The organism is Segatella sinensis (assembly GCF_040095255.1).
In the GTDB taxonomy this organism is placed as follows: domain Bacteria; phylum Bacteroidota; class Bacteroidia; order Bacteroidales; family Bacteroidaceae; genus Prevotella; species Prevotella sinensis.
This window is the reverse complement of record NZ_JBBNGE010000032.1, coordinates 13670-38414: the sequence shown is the minus strand read 5'-3', so window position 1 is coordinate 38414 and position 24745 is coordinate 13670. Positions and strand designations below refer to the sequence as shown.

Genomic DNA, 24745 nt, shown 5'->3' with positions numbered 1-24745 from the left:
GCAATATCCTTGGTGCTGTCGTTGGTTATGATGCAATCCCGCAGTCTTTCAAGGACAATCTTGAACTCCACGATGTTATCTTGCATGTTGCAGATGATCTTTGGAGAGGCTGGACAACAAAGTTTAAATAGTAATGTTTAAATAATATTGTCAATGCTACGTTACAGATAGATAAGGGGTTACACCTGTTGAAATCTGTGGCATATTGACAGAGTTACGGGAAAACAATGAATATTGAGACAAGATACAGGAGTTTATAGCCAAATCGGTAACAGTATGAACTTTAAGCATGGCGTTATGTCTTGTAGATTCGCCAGCGCATTGTATATGAATGGTCAGATTTTTAGCGGGAAATAGGAATATTAGAGATTATTTCTGATAGTAAATGGTTACTTCAATGCTCTATATCTCATAAACAGACAAATAACATATTTAGAAGTTGTGCCCGACACGGATTTAGGGTATTGTTATATGAAAAGATTAGCAGGTGTAGTTCTTGTTCTATTTAGTATTATTGCAGCTTCAACAGTGACTAGTTGTGAGTCAAAGCCTTCGGCTACAAGTGTAGATTCAAATGGGGATGTTTATGAGGAGGAAGAAGAGAAGGTATTTCAATGTACATTATGTAGTGGATATGGAGTTTATGCAGGATATACATGTAACAGATGCGGTGGAACTGGAGAGATCGTGGCTGATTATGTAGAAACACGTTCTAGCTCTGATGTCTCCTTTAAAGGACGGTCTTTCTTTTATGGACCATGTAATGGAGGGTGTGGATGCAAAATCTATGAACACGCCCCTGGACATAAAGAATGTGTTAATTGTGCGGCTAATGGATGTTCCCTCACAAAAACCTATCATAAAAAAGTATATTAATTTGTTTGTATGAAGAATCTTTGTTTATGCATAATAATGGTGTTGTTCTTCGCAAGTTGTTCTGAGCAACATTTACAGGAAGATAGATTGGCTCCTTCAAAGGTCGTGGAACAGAAAAGTGCAGAAACTGTGCCCCAGGACTCTGTCTTGTCATTGCTCAATCAGGCTCGTTGGGGTGATGGTTCTGCATACCTGAAATTAGCGGACTGCTATCGGGATGGTTTCGGGGTGAAGAAGGATTTCTTCGGTATGATTACTATGGCTAGCATAGCTGAGAGCCGTGGTGGAATTAACCGAATGGAAGATTACATTTATGGTATGCCAGATGGCAATGAATACAAAACGCTATTTCTCTTGATGGACGGCTATAAGTCGTATCTTCAAGAAAATCCAGACAGCGTGGAACAGGTGCTATGCAATAATGACTCTCCTGAGGCTAAAACTCTTCTTGGAATGATAACTGTAGATAAAGGTGATACCCTATCAGGAAAGAACATGATTAAGGAGGCGGCTGAACAAGGTTGTTCTTTGGCAGAAATGTTGCTGACTGTTCCTGATAGGAAAGGGAGATTGAGAGCTGATGCCACGAAACTCAGCATGATTGCAGATCGAATTCCGCTTGCCTACTCGATGCATGGAGACCTGTATTATGAGCCTGATGAGAATGGTCAAACTGACAAAAAGTTTGCTGTGGAATGCTATATGAAAGCAGAGGAACATGCTGTATTGGAACCACGTGGTGCAGAAAGGGTACTTGGCTATTACAAAAACGGTGGAAATGCCCAACTGACAGAAGACGATATCAAGCGATTGGAACTGATTGTACAACCAAAAGGTGTAGAGACGGAATGAAAACAATAACATATACAGTTAGAACATTATTAGTATTTATGCTAATACTCTATTGCGTAGGTGTCTATTCTCAGAGAAAAGAAGTTTCCTATTTCAACGATAGTGTTGATATTTGTCCATTAGCAGACAAAGAACTTATAGACTCATGCTATAACCTATTAGATAGAAATATGATGTTAGAAACAGATGGTATATATGGGCAAATAGCCGTTATTGATGCCACAACATCAGAAGTATTAGCATGGGCATCATTGGAGAAACAATTGGATGATGAGTGTGAAGGGTGCGGTGACATGGTATATGTACCATTCAAAAAGAATATCTGGGCTATCAGTGGCACAACTATTAGTGGCACCGCTATCAGCGACACAACAAAGACGAACAATGCCATAGAACTGGCTCTGTCTTTCAAACAAAGAGGTGTAAAACAGGCTGGTAGGTACAATGTCTTTCAACACGACAACAATAAAAGATGTCTTGATGAATTTACGTTTGTGGGCTGTTTTCCTGCTGATAACCCAAAATATTCCATCGGTATGGTTGTCATTCGCCCTCATAAGCTTCCGGCAACTGCTGGAATGTTGAGCAAGGAGGTGAACCAACTGATAGAATGGTTGATGAATAGGAATATATAGAGGTTGTTCCCGACACGGATTAGGGGAAATCGTTATGAAGAAAATTAAGTTTACAGAACAGATACATGTTCTCGGAACTACGTTTAAGGATATTTACGAGATTGCAGACTATTCGCATAATGGAAGACCCAAGGATGGTGTATATGTAGGGATGCTCGTGAGACATCATCTTTGGTTTGATGAATGTGATTATCTCAGCGACAATTATTGGTGGCGTTGCTTTGTATTTGCAAAATCAAAGGATGAGGTTGAAAACAAATTGGAAAAGTTGAGAGAACCAGAATTTAAAGAAAATTTAGCTCCAATGATATACTGGGATGACGAATACGATGATATGGTAGTAACAGATGATATTACACAATGAAAAGACTACTGTTTATTTTCCTTTCCGAGTTTTAGGGCCTTTTGTACTATCATTCCTTTGGCTCTGCTTCCACGGTTGGTTTTACTGGTCTTCCACGCCTCTTCTCACGTGTCTTCTTTGGGCAATTCTGCTAAATTCCGTTTTTTCATTTAGTTAATAGTTGTTAATTTAATTCTCTCCTCTGATATAACTTACATCTTTTATCTCTTCTTTTGCCTATAGATGACAATATAAAAAGAACAGCATTATGGAACAGAATTACAATTTTCAGATACAGCAGGCAGCTGAGCACATATTCGAGGTGATGCGTCCAAGAACGTCACCGGAAGAGCTCAGCTTTATTCAACATGCCTTCCAAATTGCAAACGAAGGCCATAGCAAACAGTTCCGCAAGAGTGGAGAACCCTATATCCTGCATCCTCTCGCCGTGGCTCGTATCGTGGCAGAAGATATGCAATTAGGTGCCAACGCCGTCATCGCCGCCCTCTTGCATGATTTGATTGAGGACACCGAGTATAAAATGGACTTCGTGCAAAAGGAGTTCGGCTGTGACGTTGCCTATCTCGTGAGAGTGGTTACAAAGCAAAAGAAGGAGCACTATGAGATTACCAAACAGGTTGACAATTTTAAGCAGATGCTTGACTCTGTGCAGTATGACATACGTGCTATCCTCATCAAACTGGCAGACCGCCTGCATAACATGCGCACACTTGCCGCACAGAGTCCTGACAAACAGATGAAGATTGCCGGCGAGACTGACTGCATGTACGCTCCCCTAGCCAACCGACTGGGCTTCTACTGGATTAAGACGGAGCTCGAAAACCTCAGTTTCCAGTTCCGTTGTCCACAGGAATATGCCCACATGGAGCGTATGATAGAGGATGAGAAAATGAGAAACGCCAATACGCTTGACCCTTTCGTGAACCATATTAATATGATTTTAGCAGACCACCAGGTGCAGGCCAAAGTCGAGGTGAAGTATCGCATGCCGTATAGCATCTGGCGCAAAATGCAGAAAGAGAACAAGGACTTCCAGCACGTAAACAATCACCACTACGTGAAAATCATCTTCCCTGAAGGACTGGAGCGCACGGAAAAGAACACCTGCCTCTACCTCTACTCCATCCTGACGGATAAGTTTAAGGAGAAACCAGGCAGCATCACCAACTATGTAGACAATCCGAAATCGAACGGCTACGAGTCGTTCCATGTCAAGCTGCTGTCAGACCACGGCAAATGGGAGGAGGTGCATATCTGCAGTGAGAGGATGGTGAAGAACTCCATGCTGGGTTGCGTGTCCAATCGCAGTGACGACACCATCAAGAGCTGGCTTAAGCAGTTTAAGGAAGTACTGCAGGACATCGCCTTCCATGGATTGGAAGACGGATACATCGAGAATGTGGTAAGCTCCTTCTATAACGACGACATCATGGTGTTCACCCCGAAAGGACTGCCCGTAAGACTACCGAAGGGATCCTCTGCCCTAGATTTTGCCTTCGAAGTTCACACCAAGGTGGGCATGCACGCCAAGTATGCCCATATCAATGGCAAGCTTTGCTCCATCAAGACCGTTCTTCGCCGTGGTGACAGCATAGAGATTGGTACCGACGATAGCGTATGCCCCGAGCAAGATTGGGCAAGCCATGTCATCACCTACAAGGCTAAGAGACACATCAACTCATTCTTGAGCAAGAAAAACGTCTCTTCCTACCACCGCTGCGAGCATTGCAAGCCTATCCCCGGTGAGGAAGTCATCGGATTCAAGGAAGCAGACGGCAGTATCAGTATCCATAAGCGTAACTGCACCGATGCCATCCGAATGGCATCGCAGTTTGGCGACAGCATCGTATCCGTAGAGTTCAAGGAAGAGGAATACATCCTCTACCCTATCGCCATCCATGTGAAGGCCATCGACCGCTATCATCTGTTGAGCGACATCATCGACTGCATTACCAACGAGCTTGAACTCTCCATCGAGAACTTGCATACTGTGACCGTGGACTTCATCGTGGACTGTACCATCAAGTTTGGCATCCATTCCTACGGTGAATTACAAATCATCACCTCTCACCTCTACCATATCAAGGGTGTGGAGGAAGTGTATAACGAAGAACTCGAATAAAAAAAACAAGTATATGAGCTAGTTAAAGATGGTCACTCTCATCATCCTGTTGGTTTCCGTGAGCTTCAGTTGCTGTAGTCTTTCTGATGGGCATGCTGGGTGACTTACCTAAAGAAACGGCCATCAAGTCATAAAGGGGGAATACAGCGAAGCCCATGTGAAAAAGGTTTAAACGGGACTAAAAATAGTTTAAACCAAAAAATAAATGGCTAAAGATTTGACTATTTCGGTTTTTCCCCTTACTTTTGTCCCTAAATTACATATACTATATATGTAAGGAAATTGAGACCGGCTCACATGACAAGATGTTAAACCCTAAAAGAAAGAAGAAAATGACAAGTAAGAAAATCCATCACTATAATTTGCTCTTTTGCTGGATGACGCTGTTTTTCATCTGCGCTTGCACTCATCATGCACCCTCAAACACAGATACAGCCACAGCTTCCATGTGGGGAAACGACCCAAAGGGTGCAGAAGTCATCTACAGGCAAGACATTGTCAAGCCAAACGATAAAGCATTTGAGACAACCCATCAAAAATATGAGGATGGCAGTGAGTACGTGACAATTGTTCATAAGCAATTTGCCAACACAGACTACCATGCCCTATATTCTCCACATGGTAATCTAAGACTCATCGCCGCAGGATGCAGTGAGATGGCGGATGTCTATGGCTACCTGATTGACTATACCCCCAATGGGAAGGTAGAGAAAATCTCTCTTCTAAATCCCCTTGGCGATATAGTGGAGGATGGCTTTTCAAAACTCACTCCTACGACAGCAAAAAACTTGTTCAAACAATGGATGGATAATCCCAAAAGCAAGGAATATAGCTATGAAGTAAAAAGAGATTCTACAGGAACAATCACCTCCATAGGTAACGTCATCACAAGATCCAACTATAAATCCAAGCTCTACATCCGGGAATGGGGACCATTTTGGACAAGTGACCTTGATGGAGGTTCATTGGGAATCTTCGTATTGCAAGAATACCAAGGAGACAAAAGCGGAAGCTATGTCAACTATCTCTATCAGGACAACCACCTGATTGCGGAACTTGCCTATTGGAAAGGTACCTTCATCAAGGCAAGAACCTACAACCGATACGGAAGTCTGGTAGCAAAGTATGATGACAGAAGTATCAATATAGAGGAACAAACCTTTTGGGACTTCACGGAAGAACCAAAATGGTATGTTAACTAAAGAGCATAGTGAAAACGTCTAAATAAACAAGTTAATATTATGAGAGGAATTATTATCAAATTAGACAAGCCAATTGTCCAACTTTTGGATTTTCATATTTATCTTCTTAACTCTGTTCCAAAATCATTGGAAACAGAATATTATAATGCTGTCAATAAATATAACAAGAGTCATAAAACAAACTATGTATTGAACAAGTTATACTCTAATTTGTCTTTTAATAGCCTAGAAGAAAACGTTTCATTTACTGATTATGACATGATTACTCCTATCATGTCATACGAAAAGGGCGTATTCATATATTATCTAACCAAAACAATACAAACAAATATTCCTTTAATCATATCTGATATTATCAATATCAGTAATGAACTTACCAGAGAAAGTAGACAGAATGTTCTTTACAACTTTATAAATGGAGGCGAGAACTACTTCAAACTTTTTGGATTTGATAGAGAAATTGAAGATGACTACGAAGAATCTTCAACTGATGACTACGAAGAGAACGATAACTACGAAGAATCTTTAACTGATGATTTTTTCAATGGGATAATAAGTAAATTACCTCTTCTTGCTTATGGTCCTAGCCTAGACTTTGAAACTAAGAAAATCATTTTAAACAAATACTACAAGAAAAAGGAAATTGTAGAAAATATGTTTGAAATTCTCCAAAAATCAAAAAGAGATAAGAATCAAAAGTATGACAAAGATTTGAAAGATTACATAAGATCTCTGGATCCTGACATCATTCTGGAGGCAATGAAAAATATGACACCTGCCCAACAAAAAAAATATATTAATAACATCAACCCTCAAACTTATGCAGAAAATTCAAATATAAGATTTGAAATCTGTAAACCTGAAGAGAAGGTAAATGTGTCTATCAGTAAGAATAAGAAAAACAAAAATGATGGAATTTATCAACTATTCCTTGTAAAAAACAACAGGACGGAGCACGTGCATTTCAAACGTAAGACTGCGTTCATTATCTTTCTCATTTATCTTGCAGACAGACTCTTAAAAGGAGTAGAAACGACATACATTGACTTAGAATCAAAGAATATTGAAAAAGAGTTTATCACCATGTATGATGTCATATATCCAAATGAGAAAAATGCTAAAGAGAAATATGACAATTTGACCAAGATTAAGAGTGATGGAAAAAATAAAAAACAACGAATATCTGATTGTTACAGTTACATCACAGAAGTAATAGCAGAGTCATTTGAAAAATTGGACGAAAATGTTGTCTCTCCATTTGTCATTGGAAGCCAAAGTGAACATATTCATACCAAACAAGAAATGATTTCTATACCAGTAGAAATTTTGAAAATTGCAGATGACTTAGCTTCAAAAAGCCAAACGACCTCATGGTTAAAGAAAGCATTGAAGTTTATCAAAAATTGATATACAATGAACAGACCAAACAAAGAAGAATACGAGTCCATGACAGAGGCACAAAGGAACAATTGGTACCTGCAAATTCTGGAGATGCACCAAACCATGTGGGGATTCAATCCTCATGGAGCAGAATACTTCGACTCAGAAAAGATACTGGAGACTATCAACCAGGCTGCTGATTTCTTTGGACTCCCCATGCCCAAGGTGACAGAGGCGGAGGATACCGTGGCCAAGATCAAGACCAACGAGGAAGCCAAGAACACGGAGCTTTTCTATAACCTCAAGGTCATGCAGGACAAAGGAGTGAATAATCTCGATGCCCTCAGGCTCTGCCTCGTGCATGAAATGTGCCATCAGGCGCTCAGAAACACTCAGTTTTGGATATTTCCCAATGAACTGTGGATACAGGAACTCGCTTGCGACATAGTTGCAGGTGCCTATGCTGAAAAATACTTCATTGCCACTAACAAGTACAAATGGGTGGTAGGCATGAAAAATGCCACTCCTACCCATCCCGGCGGGCAGATGAGGAAGAATGCCGTGGATTATGGCAGGGAGAACCTATCCAAAGTCATTGACAAGGATGGCAGCCCCTTACTAGACAGGATCCTCAATCTAGTTCCACCTTTTGTTTATGAACACATGTTGGAACTGGCAAAGAGTTGGAAGGCCATTCAGGAAATGGACTGGGATAAGACTTTCTTCAATCCCCCATCTCCAGCCCCCATTGACATAGATCGATTGCCAGACAGCAATCTCATCAAACAGGCTGTATTAAAATATAGAACACAACTTAAAGAAAAGGAGAATCATTATGAAAATCATCAACAATAACCCTAGCGTAGAAGCTGCTATCGGGAAAATATGCAGCACTACCAAACCCATATCGTTCGAGATGGAGAACTGCCTCTATCTCCTGCCGTCCATCAAAAAGGAGATAGCTGATAAGGTGGAGGAGACCATAAGCAACCAGATGCAAATTGCCAAAATGACAGGAGATTTTCTAGGAAGCTATACATGCACCTATCTGCATGAAAAACTTCATATTGAAGACGAGAGTATCCTAGAGGCCATTGAAGAGGAAGGCTGCAACGTCATCCTTCCCCTTAACTTCCTTGGCAGAGACATAGGGAAGTATCTCCTAGTGAAACTGGAAGAGAAGGATATCCAACAACAGGTGAGTGGTATCATCTATTCATCAGAGCGACATATCAGACAGACAGCCCAAAAGACACTTCACAAGCAACTTCTAGACAATCCAGAGGAGTTCGAGAAATGGCTGAAACCACTCTTCTCCACCACCGCCTTCATCAAGAATTTCTTCACAAGTTCCATACACTCTCTTCTCAACCCTACAATGGGAATGGTACCACAGATGGGAGCCATAAAGGGAATTCTGGGTTTCAAGAATGACGTAGTGGACTTCCACCAAAAGGCAGAGCTGCTCAAGCGAATCACAGAAAACGTGAAAAAGGTGCGCAGAAACGGAGATAAGAAGGCAGATGCAGAGCTCACCTTCCTCATCAACAGCATCCCAGCGGAGTATATCATAGAGATGCTGAAAAACCTCACGCCTTCCCAACTCTCCAAGGTAACTCCTTATCTTGATCCAGAAGTATATGCCGAGAACTCACGCCTACGCATAGAGATTCGCGACCCGAAAAAGATGGAAGGGTATAAGATGCCCACCGACCAGAGAAACAAGAATACAGGTACCTATAAACTCTTCCTTTTTAAGGACGGACACTTCAAGACAGTGGATTTCACCTATAAGTCTTCCTTCATCGTCTATCTTATCTATCTCATTGACAGATATAAGAAGGAGGACGAGATTGATCCAATTGACTTGTTGGAAAAGAAATGGGAAAACGAGTACTATAGACTCTTTAACTTGATATATCCTGAACATACAGACGAGGCTAAGAGTACTTATTATACCCTCGTTTCAAAATATAAGGATAAGGACAGCAAGGAGAAAAAGAAAAAACGTCTGGGTGACTGTTATGCTGACATAAGGAAATGCGTAGGCACGGTTTGCGATGAACTGGGAGAAATCATCAGTCCCCATATCATCGAAGATGCTGGTGACCACATCGCTACCAAACCACATAATATTCGCATCCCCTTTAAGCTGCTCTAGCAGAGAGAAAAATCAAGTTAAAATATGTAAACAGAAAAAAATTTCATATATATAAATATCAGATTATCAAAGGAATAGAAAGAAAATAACAAGAAGCATTTTGCGGATTCCGCAAAGATTCATATTTCGCTGAAAAGTGCCGAACTTTGTACCCAGATTTACGAAGTTCGGCACTTCTTTGTTTAACATTAAAACGACGGATTATGAATCAGAAAAACGAGAAAAAAGTAACTGGTGACTTGTTTGGCACAGCATCAAGGACACAACTCACGCTCAACATCGAGCAAGTATTGCTCTACGTGGAGATCTTGTTTTCCATCATCATGGAAGATATCACGAAGCAGAAAAAGAACATCTACTGGGGAAAAGATATTCTACTGGAGAAAGTAAAAATGCATGTAAAGGAGGTTGTAACTCCTGAAAAATTCAGCTGTGACTATACCTTGCTTTCCACATGCAAGATCCTCCTCAAGGACTATCTATGGCAAAAGGTGAACGAGGCAGAGGGGGAATACATCAAAAATAAGCTCACCAGCAATGACACCAGATTCGCTGAGGATTTTTTTTACGGCACAAATCCTCAAAAAGCAAACATCTCTCGACTCCGGTCACGCTTAAAGAATGAGTTCTATTCTTCCTATGGACTTACCATCTCCGACAAAGAGATAAGCACCATCATCTATAGCAGCATCTGGGAAGAAGGAACTTGGAAAGGCTTGAAGACCTTCCAAAATACAGGGAGCATCTTCTCCTGGATTGAGACCAAGGGCCGACATGAACTCACAGCAGAGCTAAGAAAGCAGAAGAGAATACCTTGGGAGAGAAAACGCACTGCCGGTAATACACGCCTTTCCAAGCGAAAGCTCACGGAGGAAATGGCCAACCTCATTCTGGAAGAAGAAACGCTCCCTGCTGATACCTCACAAATCATCAGGGATTTGTACGTCAACAAGAAAAGTCCCCAGGAAATCATGAGCCAGTCAGCTTGTAGTAAGGAGGAATATGATAAGAAGGTAAAGAATGCGACTACCACCTTAAAGGAAACGCTCCTACAATCGCCCAGAGACTATCATGATATTCTGAAAGACAAGTCTGCCAGCAATAGCCAAGTATCCTTGGACGAAGTGATGCAAAACGGCTGTCAGGTCAGCTTCAAGGAAAATCTATGCGCCCTTGTGGATATCTTCGGCGTGAGCCTCACGGACGAGGAAATCCAGAGCAAGGCCTTGGAAACAATCCACCACATAGCATCCACCGTAAAATGCACAGAACGTGACCGCTATGTATGGGAAAGTCGTTTCTTCGAAGACAAGTCTCCTACAGTTTTGTCAAAGGAACTGAATATGAGACGCTCGAACGTGGACAACATCTATCTTAGAATGAACAAGAAATTCCAAGAGGCAGCCAAGGAATGGTACGAGAATAGAAATGGAGAGAAAGTACATGTCACAAAGTCTAACAAGAAAAAGAAATCAGCTTATGCTACTGAAACCCAATACTGTCATCAAAGAATATAAGGTTGTGGAGTTTCTTCATACCAATAGAAGAGCCTACCGTGAGGAATACGTGGGTATCAACAATGAGAACAAGACTGTTCTCATTGTTGCCTACGACACCACCTCCCAAAAGCTCTCAAAGAATGCCTACATAAAGGAAATCGGCTTCCAATCCTGTGTATTCTCACCAAGTTTCATGGAACTATGCGATGACTTCGTAACCGTCATCAGAAAAAAGAGGATACAAGTTCTTGTCTATAAATATCAAAAGACTATCACTTTGGAAGAAGCCATGTATCTAGGTAAAATCAAACAAGACGATGCCTGGCGTATTTTCTTCGACATTGCCATCGGAGTAAAAGAGCTCAAGTATTGCTGCCATGATGCCATTCACACAAATCTCTCTCCCAAGACCGTCATGGTTTATTGGGATAAAAGGAAGAAGGCCAGAGGCATCATCACCAACTTGCAGTATGTGTATAATTACTGTATAAAGAAAGATACCATAGACTATGATGAGCTGAACCCCTGCTATACTCCACCCGAATACGATACCGGTTGCATGAGTGAGAGAAGCATGGAGTTCTCCATAGCTCTCCTGCTAGCCTTCATGCTCCAAGGGTATCATCCCTGGCTCATGCCCATAGATAGCACAGACAGTAATCATAGAAAACAATTCACCATGGCCAAGCCAGTCTTCAACGTCCCTGCGAAACTGATAGATTGCCTATATAAAGCATTGCAGCCTATTCCCCAGCATCGCTATGAGACCATTGAAGAGTTTGTGAGTGAAGCCATGAAGAGCAGTCCTTTCAAGATGCCAGTCACATACGAATGCTTCGGAAAAGGCAGTACTCCGAAAAAAAAGAAGAGAAATGCTGATATAAAATCTTAAAACGCTTCTCTTATAAGATATAAACAAAACTGTCATGAACGAAATCGCAAGAAAAATAAGGGATTATCTTCTCCAGGAGAACTACAATCTCATTGAAAGCAACGATGAAAACAGTATCATCCGCTATCAAGACCAAGTAATAAGCATCTCGTCAGAGAATACAGCCACAGGTTTTTGCAATATATGTCTTCCCATCATCACGAATTCACAATCTTTGGGCAATACAAAACTGCTGAGACTCTGCAATGCCATAACCTCACGACAGAAAGTGGTGAAGGCCTTCCTCATGGAAGACTGTATCCTGCTCACCTATGAATTCAACTGGAAGGAAATGGAGGAACTCCACTATCACTTGAAAATAGGGATTGAACAAGTAGCAGCCAGTAAAAAAAGCATCGAGGATGCTGTGGGATTATACCCAAGTATACAATATGTCAAACCATAAGATTAAAATTATGTCAAAATGTAATTACAATTTCGACCCATTTGTGGCAAACGCCAGTGCAGCTCTCTACTGCGTGGAGAACCAAAACGCCGTACAGGAGAACTTCCATGAGCTCTATCTCAAACTCGTGGAGCATTTTAGGAACCCAGAATTCATCGGCAAACTCCATGCCCTCAAGGGGCGTGGACAAGTTACCGTAGCCATCGAGCTTCCCATGAAGAACGAGGCCGTCCGGTTCGCCAACAAGCTCTGGTTCCAGGTACAGAAATCATCCTCCCTCTATTGGGAAGTGTATTATGTCAACATAGGAGTGAACTTCAGAAAAAGTACCTACTCACCGTTCACCTTCAAGAAGATGATGTTGAGCAGAGCCACCGTTGGTACCATCGAGAAGATTCAAGATAGAATCTCTGCTGCAGACTTCGAATCAAAGATGTGTGAGGAACTGGGGAAATATGTCTATGAGTGCTTTTCTTCGGAGACCGTCAACATCTTGAGAAGAAATATCTCGGAAACAGAAGAAGTAGAAAAATAAAAAAATCGATAGCTCATTTTCATGAATTAACACAAATAATGTGAGAGTTCGTTATTTTTATGCTATCTTTGTACCTGAAAGAACAACTTTTTTAAAAACAGGACACAAATTAATAACGGATGCCGAGCATCCATTAACTTTCAAACACAAAAACAAGCATCATGAGCACGATAATAGAACAAATAAACAAAATGAAAGAGCAACTGGGCATCTCTGCTTCAAAAGAAGAGTTGCTCGGCTACTTTACACAACCATCATATGAAGAAGCAAGGTTGGCATGGAAAGAACTCATGGGAAAATGGAACCAAGAGAAAGTTCCAGAAGTAGCCAAAAATGGAACTATTCCATGGCCAGATATTTTGGGAAGCCTCTATGAGCATCCTGAGAGAATACAAACCACGGAAGGATGTTGCAGCCTGTGCCACAACAAACTGCTCATACATGACTTTAGATCTCCTTCGTGGACTTGGACTTCGCTATGTGGTAGGGGCGGAATGCTAACTTTCTGTCCAAATTGCCTCCACCAAGAGAACTTCTCTCTAGACATCATGAACTAAAGAGGGGATAAAAGGAACCGAGATTAAAAGAAAAATCATAAACACCAAAAAGTTGCGCCCGCCACGAACCAGGGCTAATGATTATGAACATCAAGGAAGTAGAATTCGAAGGACAGCTCCCTATAGAGCTTACAAACATGATCGTCACCCCAAACCAGCTCATTGGATTGGATGAAAAGGATATCAAGCATGTGGTGAACGGAGGCAAGGGCAAAGCCTTTATCTTCGAGCAAGAAGAGGAGGATTACCCTACCTTCATGAAAAACAGCTTCAAGACCCTCGGAGAAAAGGATGAAGTGAAAGGCGGTAAATACATTCTCCTGAGCATCCAAACCACAGGAAGCACACTAAACATGGAGGACATGAACTATGTAAACGACTTCATGGACAGCCTAGGTGATGATTTTGAGCTGAAATGGGGCATTGGTCAACTAGAAGAGGGAGCCAAAATGCGCATTATTCTTTTAGTATCGAAGTAAAGAATCTCAGAAGATAGAGCTATGCTAATGAGGTATGCCTCGCTCTCCAAACAGGGAGCTAGACGCAATAACGAGGATTATATCCAGGCAATTTACCATCCAGAAGAAAACTCCTGGATGGGAATTATATGTGACGGTATGGGAGGACATTCCAAGGGTGAGTTGGCAAGCCAAACTGTGGCAGAGACCATCACTCGCTACTGGCAGAAGCATTTGAACTACAAGGATGACCAAACCAAAGTGGAGAAAGCTTGCCTAGCAGCCTATAGACGTTTCAGCCAAAAGGCAGAAAACATCGGGAACATGGAAATGGGAACTACCATGGTCATGGTTAGCATAAAAAATACACATCTGACCATCGCTCATGTAGGAGACAGCAGATGCTACCATTTCAGAAAAAAAGAAGGCTGCATTTTCCAAACTCAAGATCATGTCAAAAATAGCTCTGGATGGGAGATTGTAGCCAGATGCTTTTTTACAGGTCGCCCGGACGTGGCAATTCCCGAGATTCACCAGGCTACCCTTCAAAGAGGTGACAAAATCCTTCTCTGCTCTGATGGACTCTATAAAAGCATGCCCACAGACATACTGAAAGAAAAAGTAATGGAAGAAAAGTTACCTGCAGAAATACTCGATGAATTCGACTTACTCTGCGTGGAAAGCGGCGATGACAACTATTCGGGAATCCTCCTAGAGATATTGGATATTTAAAATTTTACACCCATGAGAAGAACTTATACATTATTATATATGACTCCCCTATTGGTAGCCATGAACTTTGCTTCTTGTCAAAACAGACAGACAGGCAGCATTCAAACAAAAGAAGCAAAGGACTCCTCTTTTGTTACAGACTCTGCACAAAGTGAGAAATCTATCAAAAGTGAGACTGAAACGGAAGAGCATAAACATTTCCAAGAACTCATGAATAGCGTCATCAAAGATGATGCTGCAGCCTTTGCACATATGACCTCCTATCCGATCATGCGCACCTATCCTATGAAATGGATTGAAGATTCCACTGATATGGTGAAGTTCTTTTCCATCATGGCAGACGATTCCCTGAAAAGCATCCTCAAGAAAACCACTCCAGACATGTGGGAACAAGTGGGATGGCGCGGCTACACTTTCAGAAACGGAGAGTACTTCTGGGACGAAGGCTATACTCTGTCAGGCATCAACTATGTCTCAAGGAAAGAGGATACCCTCAGAAAGCAGCTCATCCATAGAGACCTGGCAACCTTGCATCCATCCCTGAAAACCAAGCAATTGGTCCCTTTCGCCTGTTTCTTCGACAAGAACAACCATGCCATCTATAGGGTGGATTTGCTCGGTGCCGAGGATATGTATGACGAGAATGCCAAATATCGCATGGCAGTGTACCTTAGAAACAGCGACCTAAGGGGTAAACCCGATTATGTGCTCGATATGGATTTTAGTCTGGAAGGAAGCGCAGGCGTGAGAGTGTATGAGGCATCTGACCAAAAAGGAAACAAGATAAGCTTCTATGTGAATTTCTACGAGCAAACCAATGATTTCGAGGCAAAGGTAAAGCTTGGCAGTAAAGAAAGAAAACATCACATCGACAGAACCTATTGGCTCGACTATTTCGATACTCATCAGACAAAAAAAAGAAAGTGAGGCTACAATGATAGTAATACATCCAAAAGACAGAACCACAAAAATGCTGGAATTGCTCTACAAGGATTCTCCGCATACCCTGGTGGACACAACATTGAGCAAGAATCAACTGAGGGCTTTACTTTACAACGAGCCATCGGTAGAACACTTCATGCTCCTGGGACATGGAGGTCCAGAAGGTCTATTCACTAGAACTGATGACACCCAAAACAGCTTCACGAAGCTGATAGACCATAGCTTTGCACACATCCTCAGAAAACATCAAGGGAAAATATTTGCTGTATTCTGCCACGCCAAATTGTTCGCAGAGAAAGAATCTCTCCATGGACTCTTCTCCGGGATGATAATCTCGGAAATGAGCGAGGCTATATACTACGGCATCACCACCACAGAGGAAGAGCTTGCCCAGGAGAATGTAAAGTTGGCGAAACGCCTGCGAACACTGCTGGACGAAAATACTCCATGGTGTCTGATTCCTGAAAGAATCCTCCAAATGGATGATGTCCATTCCCCTCTCACGGAATTCAACTATCATAATTTTTTCTATATGTGAAAAAGCAACTCATGAAGATTAAGAACCTTTTGCTCTCCATAATTGACCAAGTTAATAGGGAAGGAGCTTTTAGAAATATATTTGTCACCCATAATGCATTGGGAATTTTCAGCATACATAGCCACATATCCAGCAGAAGTAACAAGCCCAAAGTTGAGTATTCAAGCAAGGAAGCTGCCCAAAAGTCAGCCCAAGCCATGAGCCAAAAGATGGGGGTACACTTCTCTGTATATAAATGTGCCTTCTGTGATGGGTGGCACATAGGCAAGAACGTCCAAAACAAGATAGTACAGCCAGAAAGAGTTATCAAACCACAACTGCCACATATTCAAAACTCCTACTACGAACAGCTCAAGAACATAGGTATCGTGGATTTTGATGCCGTATTGGGAAAAGGCATCAGGGGAAGAACTTTGTCTTCACACCCTTGGTTCCTGCCAAGACTCAAGGAGGCCGGTATCAAAAATATCATCGACCTTAGAACCCACGACACCTCTTCTAAATATGAGAAGTTGGTAATAGAAGCAGGAATGGTTTTCCATCACTTTGAGATGGACAGCAAGAGAACAAATGACCGTGTCATCATAGATGAACTACCCGAACTGTTCAAACTACTGGACAAGGGAAGCTTCTTCATATCTTGCGCAATGGGACTACACAGAACAGACATTGCCCTGTCAATTTACTATGTATTTCATCCTAAAGTTCCAGAGGAATTCATCCCGACCCTAAAGGGACATAGAGTCAATGGTAAACTCAGACTGGATGACATCGCTCGCCGTCTCAATAGCCTATACAGGAATCTCACAGAAGAAGACTATAATTTACTTTCATTGCCTAAGGACTACGAGAACGAGTTCATGAAAAGGAAAAAACTGCTTTTCAAAGCCAACTCCATTTTTTAGTTCATAACATAAAATTTACGAAAAAATGAAACCCTACAATATCATATTCGTATGCACAGGGAACGCTTGTCGTTCACCTTTTGCTGAGACAATCATGAAAAAACTATTGTTAAAATCCAATCTCCAGATACAAGTTTGTTCAGCTGGCACCTTGGATTGGGGAAGCAACCAACGCGACAAGGAGATGATAGAGGTTGCAAAAGAAATGGGCTATACACTATCTGGAGTAACCCAAGCCATCAGCTACGACATGCTCAAACAGATGAACCTCATCATTGTCTTTGAGAGTGTGCAAAAAGATTTAGTCACTAAGTATGTAGAGTATGGGCACTGGGATAGGATTGTTCTCTTCAACGATATAGCCTTTAACAAAATCGAGAATCTCCAAGACCCTCATTTCCAATCCCATGACATCTACAAAAAAGTGGCAAAGACAATCGAAGAAGGCTGCAAAATATTGATTGACAAATGGAAGAAGAACCCTCCCTATACTGATGCAGATGTCTAACCCTCACAAGAATTTGTCTTAGCGCTATCAATATTTAAATAGAAGCAGAAAAGTCATAGAGTATTTAATGGTCAAGTTGATCGTTAAATACTCATTTCAAATACCACATGTTTGCTTAATCTAAAAGTCGTGTGTGCTAAACATTTGCAACGGTATAGGATAAAAACCATAAAAGAAACAAATCCTGTAAAGGCATCGGCCCATCTGATTTTTTTACATGCCTTTAGATTTAACAAAAAACTTATCTCTAGACTTATCTTATTACCTTTTTTTATGCCGAAAATCACACTTTTTATGAATATATTGCCCCATCCATGATAGATTTACTGATTTTGTTCCCTTTTATAAAGTATAAGAAACAAAAAAATGGAGGTAAATATGAACAGATACCTATCAGATAAGGAATGGCTCGGACACATCACCTCGCCAACAAATAAGGATAAGGAGAAACAATTGCCAACAAAGCCGCAAGCCGCTCCCCCCAAAAGCCCCATTCAAGAGGCAAAAGGAGGAGGGTTGAAAGACATCGCTGGAATGGACAAGCTTAAACAACTCATACAGGAGTGCTTCATCAATGTCTTGAGAAATAAGGAGTGCGCAAAAGCTTTCGGCATCAAACCTCCGAGTCTGCTTTTCTATGGGCCCGCAGGTGTGGGAAAGACCTTTTTCGCGGAAAAGGTGGCCGAGGAAATCGGTATCCACTTTATGAAAGTGGTACCCGACGACCTTGCCTCCTCCTATATACACGGAACACAAGCCAAGATTGGTGAGCTTTTCCGGGAAGCCGAGGAGAAGGCTCCCACCCTGCTTTTCTTCGATGAGTTTGACTGCATGGTCCCGCAAAGGAGCAATAATGATGACAACAATCAGAACGGAGAGGTTAACGAGTTCCTCTGCATGCTCAACAACGCAGCCGATAAAGACATCTACGTGATAGCCGCCACCAACCATCCCGAGCGAATTGACAAGGCCGTCTTGCGAACTGGTAGAATAGACGAACTCATCTACGTTGACATGCCAGACACCAAGGCAAGGGAAAGTCTCTTCAAACTGTCGTTAGGCAAACTGCCTATCGAAAAGGATATCAATTACTCCCTACTGGCTGAAAAGACAAAGGGATTCAACTGCAGCGACATTGGCTATATCGTCCAAGTAGCATCAAGGAACATGTTCAATGCGAGCATCAAGAACAAGGGAAAAGCCTTCAAGACCATTACTCAAGAAGAGCTTCTGAATGTCATCTCCAAAAGAAGTCCATCCGTCAGCAGTAAGGATATCAGGGAGTTTGACCGAATAAGAATTGAACTATCTAGAGGACAGGAGGGACACCATCCAAGAAGCATAGGATTTCATTAACGGAGAATTACAATTAAAAAGAAAATACGTATGAAAGAAAAAGTATTGAAAGCTCTCAAGGAGCTAGGATTCAAGTTGGAGGAAGTGGAAGACTTTGGTTACATATTCCAATATGAAGGCACTCACTACCTATATGCGCCCAATATCATGGGTGAGGATTTTCTCAATATCTGCATCCCAGGCGTGTGTGACCTTCATGAGGCAAAGGAAACCTTTGACCTTTGTCATCTAGCCAACAAACTAAGCTACGAACTTAATTATGTCAAGGCATATGTCAAGGAGGAACGTCTCTGGATTGCTTATGAATACAACGTCGAAGGCTGCGAAAAATCCTTAAGAGATATCGTAGGCACTATGATTTCCTACCTCGACTTTGGCATCAACTACACAAGAGGTCTTCTGGAAAAAGGCTATCCTGACATGGAAGAGTCAAATGAGAGAGACGGTCATCAAGATGCAGCACTGACAGAGGAAACAAATGAGTTGCCATCTCCAAACGAAGATGAAAATGCATTGGCAGAAAACGATACGGAACATAATTCACTCATCTCAAACATTAGCAAGATATGGAAAAGAATAAGCAATTAGTCATGAAGGTGCTCAAGGACATGGGCTACGAGCCAGAGCTTGACTCTGACCAAGATATCAGATTGTGTATGGAAATGAAAGAATTTTACTTCTTTATGCCGGATGAAGAGGAGGAATGTTACGTCAATATCGTCCTACCCCAGTTTACTGGCATTAAGGAGGGCAAGGAAATCCTTGCTCTTGCTACCTGCAACATAATGACAAGGGACATGAAGCTCCTAAAAGTATATGTGGAGAAGAACCATGAGAGTGTCAGTGCCTCTTGCGACTTCATCTACACGGATGAAGATTCCCTCAAACAGAACATTGTGTGTAGCATGGAGGTGATGAGCATTGTGAAGACCCTTTACAGACGGAAATGTGCAGAACTTGAAAATTAAGAAACCATGATGAAGAAATGTCTTTATGTCACCGACTTGACTGTGGTGGCAGCTGTATTGATTCTCGCCATCCACTACAGTCGGATGGCGACCTACCCCATTATTCATCTCATCGTCTGCATCTATCCCTTATTGCTAAGGATGACCATCGGTTTAAGAAAACTATGGGGATGCTCCTACCTATCCACCCTTCTCATGTTTCTGGTAGTTAGCTTGCCCATGATTGGAAATATGACTTGGATCGACTACGCCTCTGAAAAGCTCATCAAAGCCCCCATGTTGCTTTGGCAAGGCCTTGGGTATGGTGATATTGATTATCAGCTAATAAGCAAGATGGGAAAAGAATATGGTTCCCTACTGAAAAATACCATAGTTTTCTGGATTTGGGGGATTCCTGTAAGCATGCTCATAGGAGAAACCATCTTCAAAGAAATTAAAAAACGATTTATCCCTAAGCCAAGCCAAGATATCTCCCTAAGAAAAATCCTTGGAGGAGACTCTTTACCCATCAGAGAGCTGAAGCCAGACTGGAGCTGCAAAATTCTTTGGTATAGCAAGGAAGGAAAAATTACTATATCCCTTACCCTCGTATTCCTGCTAGCGTCTATCATGGGGTATGATTTGAACTATCTACTTTCCTTTATGGGAGTGTTGATCCTACCAATAGCAAGCAATCTTCTCTGGTGCAAATATATGGCACACGTAAAGGGCAAGCTGTTAGAGATTATCATAATGCTAGCAGGAAGCCTGCTCCTGTGGATGGCTCAATACGAGACCCATGAGACCAGAGTACTATTTCTTCTAGCTGGAATCTTATGCCACTTATGCGGCTGGGGAAGCATGTGCCATAGAGCACACCAACTTAAATATGTAGTAAGCATGGTAGTCATGGGATGTGCCATTACTTTCCTAACTATGGGCTATAATCCCTTTTCGTGCATCCAGGCAAAGAGACTCTATCGTATGAACAGCTCCGCCTATAGCTCAGGTATGATGTATGTAAAATCTCCGCATGGAATGGGACTTAGGGATAGATACGGCATGATTTTGCCTGCCATCTATGAGAAAATCATACCACTTGATACGGACTACAAGCCATACGTCAAGGTTATAAAGAACGGTCAGGAAGCTTACTATGATTACTACCATCACGAATGGATAGCCCCCAAATTGACGATATGTCCCAAATGGCAAGAGAAAGCCGAAGAATTGATGAAGAAGACGCTTGAAGAAAGCAAGAGTCAACAGGCACAAGTTATCGTGATGGATGCAAGTACAGGTTTCATACGAGTGATGTCAATGATAGGCATAGGAAGCGTTCCTTCAGGAGAAACCTACAAGAATCCCTGGGAAATCTCCTATGATTGTGAGTTGATACAACCTTTTACCATGTTGGCAGCCATCAACACTGGGAAAGTAAGTCTAAAAGACAGTACCAACACCGGCAGGGATGGAACCACAACCTACGGTAAAGGGCTCAAATACCATAACCCCTTTGCTATTTACCATGCTGCGAAAAAGGCGTTTGGTAATGATAGCGAAAAATTGCTTAGCATACTCAAAGGATATGGCTATGACCAACCCCTAGTGATAAAAGACGAAAATTTGAATAACGAGGTGTGCATAAAAGGAAAAAGCGAGAAATTGCCCAAAGGAATTACCCTATTCGACATATCCAATGGGCATGGATTGGAAATAACTCCCCTACAAATCGTTAGGATGTATAGCTTGCTGGCTCTGAAATATAGTACGGTGAATCCCATACTCTACAGAACCCAAGGTCCTATTTTTCCGAATATGGTAGAAAATTGCGAAGGAGTGTCCCTCATCAACTCCATCCTTACCAATCAAAATTGGAGCATTTCGATACAAAAAATGTCTGTTCGTTTGACAAAACTAATCGGATATGCTACCAATACACCTCTCAAGCAAGGAAACAAAGAGAAAGGAGATGGAGAAAATGCCGTCAGCTTCTGTGGAATATTTGCAAAGGGTAAAGAATTATATGTGATATTTGCCATGCTTCAAGGCCATAGACAATGCACAAAGATTTCACATCTTAAAGGAATTACACAACCGCTAGTCGGCTATATCTGCCAAGAAGACTAGCAAAAAATGTTAAACAAAAAGTCATTCTATCATGGATATACTCATAAAACTGAAGAAAATGATAAAGAAATGCGCAAAGTCCATTAACTCTATCGTCATAGAGGACGAAGAACCTTGCTGTGACATGAGAGAGCATTTCCTGGTTTCCAAAGAAGGAAACGTGGAGGCCATTAACTTCCCGCTTCTCAAAGAATATGGCAAAGGCTACCACATCGGGGAAGATATTGCAGAATTCAGAAAAGGAAATGCCTATGTCATCGTCAACATGAAGACTGGAAAGCTCCTTAAGATCTCTGACAACAAAGGAAATCTCTTGGTGGAAGACAAGGCTATCGATTTTGAGAGCATCCATGAGCATTTGGAACATGGATATAAAGTGGATTCCAAACATGTGGATTTCTGGCTGGAGAGAGTCTCTCCCATGAGGGACGGCTTCTCTGCCTTGGCATGGACTATTTACCCTGAAGGTAGATGGTTCGAAGACGAGGATGGCTTCGGCGCAGAACCGAATGAGAAGGCAGAGGTTGCCTATTGCATCATCAGTTCATGTCCCGAAATAGTCATCCCTTACCAGCCCATGAACAACGTGGATGCCGTATTGAAAATACTCAGGGAGCAGAAATGCAAGATTAAACAAAAAAAATATGAAATCAAATAAACATCAATCATTATGGAAAAAGTAACATTTAAACAATTCTTTACCACACTTGGCGCTGGAATCTGGCAGTCAATCTGTTGGTTTTGCAACCTCTGTGGCTACAAGGACCAGAGTCTTTATGGTCTCTTCGTCAAGAGAGTATTCACAGGATGTGTGACCATCCTAATGATGATTATGACGGGAGCACTCCTATGGGCTCTCTACTCAGAACACGTCATGAAGCCAAAGTACGACTACTACGACTGGCAATACGTGAGCAGAAATGTTAGTTATAGCCAATCTGCAGGAAAGGTGGAGAACTTCAAGACCGGGGAAACAATACGAAACGTGGACTGGATCTACAAGAGTGTGGATGGCGACAGTATGGTGTGCTTCGCCAGCAAAGGAAAAAGAGGTTATTTCAACAAGTTTACAGGAAAAGTCGTCATTAAGCCTCAATACAAAAGGGCATGGATATTCAGTGAAGGCCTGGCTTGCGTAGAGGAAAACGACACGCTCTTCTTTATCAACCACAAAAACCAGAAGGTCATCAAGGCAAACTTTGTCTTCGATGAGAATGCAGACGGATATGTCTTCCATGATGGCTTTTGCATCGTGACCGTGGATAATTACAAGTATGGCATCATCAACAAGCAAGGCAAGTGGCTGCTGAAGCCAGAATATGAAGACGTGAGAAACTATAAGGGGAAACTATGGATAGTGAAGAAAAACAAAAGACTCGGTGTTTATGATGCCTACACACAAAAAATGATTCTACCCATCCGCTACCGTCACGTAAATATTGACAGCCAAGGCTTCGTGGTAGAATATGAAGACTACACCATGAAACGGCTGAACTTCGACCTCACGGTAGGGAACAACTTTGTTTGCAGTGAAATCAACACGGTATCTTACCCATCTGGGAAAATTGACAAAAATGGAGAAGAAATCCTGGAACCATGCCGCTGCCTCTACTACAAGACCGGTTCTTGGATGGACAAGGACTCAGAGAAAGTGGGATTGATGTCACCAGAGGGCAAGCCACTCACAAAACCTTTATATGACAATATCACTGGCATCGGCTTTGACCTATACAAGGCGGAAAACGCAGGCAACTATATAGTCATCAACGGAAAAGGACAAACTGTCAATTAACCTCTTTGGAGTAAGATAAGGTGGATTTCCCCATGCTATTGTAGGGAAAATCCACCCTCCATTTAGAGCATCTCCCTTTGCCATCCCACTAAATCGCCGTATCTTTGCAACCGTAATCAAGAGACAGAAGATGTCCCGATGATACAGTAGAAGTAATTTGAATAGTAACCCTTTAAAGAACATGAGTTATGAAAAGATTGATAATGACAATGGTAATGGCGGCCGTCATGAGTATGACCGTTTCTGCACAAAGAATCGATAACACCATCAAGGAGGCACGCATCCTCACAGACAAGATGGCAGAAGAATTGAGCTTGAATAACTGGCAAAAAGAGAAGGCTTACCAGATGAACCTCAACTATCTGAGCAGCATCAATAGCCACCGCGATATCCACTCACAAAATTGGAACCAGCGCAACTCCCGACTTAAGGGTATTCTCAGCTCTGCTCAATGGAAACTCTACAAGAAAGCAAGCTATTTCTACCAGCCAATCAGCTGGAAAAAGGGAGCATACGTACATAACATCTATGCAAGATACCCAAATGCAGGTCATACTTTTGGGGGCAATAGAGGCAACAAAAATATTGCGACCACTGTTCTTAGTGGAAGACGTCCTGAAATCGTAGTAAGACCACAACAGCCAAACTATACGGCATACCATAAAAATGATGGGAAGTTGAATAGAACAAAGTCAGCCAACACCTATTCGAGAAGCTTTGGCAGCATGAAAAGATAAATACTATATCAACAGATAAAACGTGAATATTATGTGCAAAGGCAGGTTGAGATAACATTACTCTCACCTGCCTTTTTTGTTCCTAATCATCTATCAATCAACTTTCTGGACGTCCTTTCTCAATATCATTTTCGTAAAAAGGTTTATTTGAAAACAAACATGCAAACATGTTTGCTTCCA

At 41.8% G+C, this 24745-nt stretch carries 27 protein-coding genes; all 27 read left to right on the top strand.

What is annotated here, in order from left to right; translation table 11 throughout:
- Window positions 1-471: 471 nt before the first annotated feature.
- The 27 genes from AAAT87_RS09930 to AAAT87_RS09800 all read left to right on the top strand — a co-directional run bounded on the left by AAAT87_RS09930 (window position 472) and on the right by AAAT87_RS09800 (window position 24565).
- Window positions 472-876: a hypothetical protein gene (locus AAAT87_RS09930; RefSeq protein WP_349226325.1), complete on the top strand. Its 405-nt coding sequence runs from the start codon at window positions 472-474 to the stop codon at window positions 874-876.
- Between the two features lie 105 nt (window positions 877-981).
- Complete coding sequence (locus AAAT87_RS09925) at window positions 982-1728, top strand: hypothetical protein (protein ID WP_349226324.1); 747 nt, start codon at window positions 982-984, stop codon at window positions 1726-1728.
- Window positions 1725-2363 (top strand): hypothetical protein, encoded by a 639-nt coding sequence (locus tag AAAT87_RS09920; RefSeq protein WP_349226323.1) that lies wholly within the window; start codon window positions 1725-1727, stop codon window positions 2361-2363. The genes AAAT87_RS09925 and AAAT87_RS09920 overlap by 4 nt, the downstream gene beginning before the upstream one ends.
- 34 nt (window positions 2364-2397) lie before the next feature.
- Window positions 2398-2727, top strand: coding sequence for a hypothetical protein (locus AAAT87_RS09915; protein ID WP_349226322.1), 330 nt, complete (start codon window positions 2398-2400; stop codon window positions 2725-2727).
- A 247-nt stretch (window positions 2728-2974) separates the two neighbouring features.
- Window positions 2975-4849 carry an HD domain-containing protein gene (locus AAAT87_RS09910; RefSeq protein WP_349226321.1) on the top strand — a complete coding sequence of 625 codons (1875 nt, stop codon included), beginning with the start codon at window positions 2975-2977 and terminating at the stop codon, window positions 4847-4849.
- A gap of 332 nt (window positions 4850-5181) precedes the next feature.
- Complete coding sequence (locus AAAT87_RS09905; RefSeq protein WP_349226320.1) at window positions 5182-6051, top strand: hypothetical protein; 870 nt, start codon at window positions 5182-5184, stop codon at window positions 6049-6051.
- Between the two features lie 39 nt (window positions 6052-6090).
- Entirely contained in the window at window positions 6091-7458 is a 1368-nt protein-coding gene (locus tag AAAT87_RS09900; RefSeq protein ID WP_349226319.1) for a hypothetical protein, read from the top strand.
- A 6-nt stretch (window positions 7459-7464) separates the two neighbouring features.
- Window positions 7465-8286 carry a hypothetical protein gene (locus tag AAAT87_RS09895; RefSeq protein WP_349226318.1) on the top strand — a complete coding sequence of 274 codons (822 nt, stop codon included), beginning with the start codon at window positions 7465-7467 and terminating at the stop codon, window positions 8284-8286.
- Window positions 8267-9592: a hypothetical protein gene (locus AAAT87_RS09890; protein ID WP_349226317.1), complete on the top strand. Its 1326-nt coding sequence runs from the start codon at window positions 8267-8269 to the stop codon at window positions 9590-9592. The genes AAAT87_RS09895 and AAAT87_RS09890 overlap by 20 nt, the downstream gene beginning before the upstream one ends.
- A gap of 203 nt (window positions 9593-9795) precedes the next feature.
- The gene (locus AAAT87_RS09885) at window positions 9796-11109 is read left to right on the top strand and encodes a sigma-70 RNA polymerase sigma factor region 4 domain-containing protein (protein ID WP_349226316.1); all 1314 of its coding nucleotides are present in this window, start codon (window positions 9796-9798) and stop codon (window positions 11107-11109) included.
- Window positions 11072-11983 carry a hypothetical protein gene (locus AAAT87_RS09880; protein ID WP_349226315.1) on the top strand — a complete coding sequence of 304 codons (912 nt, stop codon included), beginning with the start codon at window positions 11072-11074 and terminating at the stop codon, window positions 11981-11983. Before AAAT87_RS09885 ends, AAAT87_RS09880 begins: the two co-directional genes overlap by 38 nt.
- A 34-nt stretch (window positions 11984-12017) precedes the next feature.
- Window positions 12018-12428, top strand: a complete 411-nt coding sequence (locus tag AAAT87_RS09875) for a hypothetical protein (RefSeq protein WP_349226314.1) — start codon at window positions 12018-12020, stop codon at window positions 12426-12428.
- A 10-nt stretch (window positions 12429-12438) separates the two neighbouring features.
- Window positions 12439-12963 carry a hypothetical protein gene (locus tag AAAT87_RS09870; RefSeq protein WP_349226313.1) on the top strand — a complete coding sequence of 175 codons (525 nt, stop codon included), beginning with the start codon at window positions 12439-12441 and terminating at the stop codon, window positions 12961-12963.
- 191 nt (window positions 12964-13154) lie between these two features.
- Window positions 13155-13520, top strand: coding sequence for a hypothetical protein (locus AAAT87_RS09865; protein ID WP_349226312.1), 366 nt, complete (start codon window positions 13155-13157; stop codon window positions 13518-13520).
- Between the two features lie 83 nt (window positions 13521-13603).
- Complete coding sequence (locus AAAT87_RS09860; protein ID WP_349226311.1) at window positions 13604-13999, top strand: hypothetical protein; 396 nt, start codon at window positions 13604-13606, stop codon at window positions 13997-13999.
- A gap of 21 nt (window positions 14000-14020) precedes the next feature.
- Window positions 14021-14710: a PP2C family protein-serine/threonine phosphatase gene (locus tag AAAT87_RS09855; protein ID WP_349226310.1), complete on the top strand. Its 690-nt coding sequence runs from the start codon at window positions 14021-14023 to the stop codon at window positions 14708-14710.
- A gap of 12 nt (window positions 14711-14722) precedes the next feature.
- The gene (locus AAAT87_RS09850; RefSeq protein WP_349226309.1) at window positions 14723-15637 is read left to right on the top strand and encodes a hypothetical protein; all 915 of its coding nucleotides are present in this window, start codon (window positions 14723-14725) and stop codon (window positions 15635-15637) included.
- A 7-nt stretch (window positions 15638-15644) separates the two neighbouring features.
- Window positions 15645-16190, top strand: a complete 546-nt coding sequence (locus tag AAAT87_RS09845) for a hypothetical protein (protein WP_349226308.1) — start codon at window positions 15645-15647, stop codon at window positions 16188-16190.
- Window positions 16191-16201: 11 nt separating this feature from the next.
- Window positions 16202-17095, top strand: a complete 894-nt coding sequence (locus AAAT87_RS09840; protein WP_349226307.1) for a protein-tyrosine phosphatase family protein — start codon at window positions 16202-16204, stop codon at window positions 17093-17095.
- A 25-nt stretch (window positions 17096-17120) separates the two neighbouring features.
- The gene (locus AAAT87_RS09835) at window positions 17121-17603 is read left to right on the top strand and encodes an arsenate reductase/protein-tyrosine-phosphatase family protein (protein WP_349226306.1); all 483 of its coding nucleotides are present in this window, start codon (window positions 17121-17123) and stop codon (window positions 17601-17603) included.
- Window positions 17604-17981: 378 nt separating this feature from the next.
- The gene (locus tag AAAT87_RS09830) at window positions 17982-18959 is read left to right on the top strand and encodes an ATP-binding protein (protein ID WP_349226305.1); all 978 of its coding nucleotides are present in this window, start codon (window positions 17982-17984) and stop codon (window positions 18957-18959) included.
- 30 nt (window positions 18960-18989) lie between these two features.
- Complete coding sequence (locus AAAT87_RS09825) at window positions 18990-19547, top strand: hypothetical protein (protein ID WP_349226304.1); 558 nt, start codon at window positions 18990-18992, stop codon at window positions 19545-19547.
- Window positions 19526-19927, top strand: a complete 402-nt coding sequence (locus AAAT87_RS09820) for a hypothetical protein (RefSeq protein WP_349226303.1) — start codon at window positions 19526-19528, stop codon at window positions 19925-19927. The genes AAAT87_RS09825 and AAAT87_RS09820 overlap by 22 nt, the downstream gene beginning before the upstream one ends.
- Window positions 19928-19933: 6 nt before the next feature.
- On the top strand, window positions 19934-22036 hold the full coding sequence (locus tag AAAT87_RS09815) for a penicillin-binding protein 2 (RefSeq protein ID WP_349226302.1): 2103 nt from the start codon (window positions 19934-19936) through the stop codon (window positions 22034-22036).
- Between the two features lie 58 nt (window positions 22037-22094).
- Window positions 22095-22694, top strand: a complete 600-nt coding sequence (locus AAAT87_RS09810) for a hypothetical protein (protein WP_349226301.1) — start codon at window positions 22095-22097, stop codon at window positions 22692-22694.
- 12 nt (window positions 22695-22706) lie between these two features.
- On the top strand, window positions 22707-23828 hold the full coding sequence (locus tag AAAT87_RS09805) for a WG repeat-containing protein (RefSeq protein WP_349226300.1): 1122 nt from the start codon (window positions 22707-22709) through the stop codon (window positions 23826-23828).
- Window positions 23829-24016: 188 nt separating this feature from the next.
- Window positions 24017-24565, top strand: coding sequence for a DUF4890 domain-containing protein (locus tag AAAT87_RS09800; protein WP_349226299.1), 549 nt, complete (start codon window positions 24017-24019; stop codon window positions 24563-24565).
- Window positions 24566-24745 lie beyond the last annotated feature (180 nt).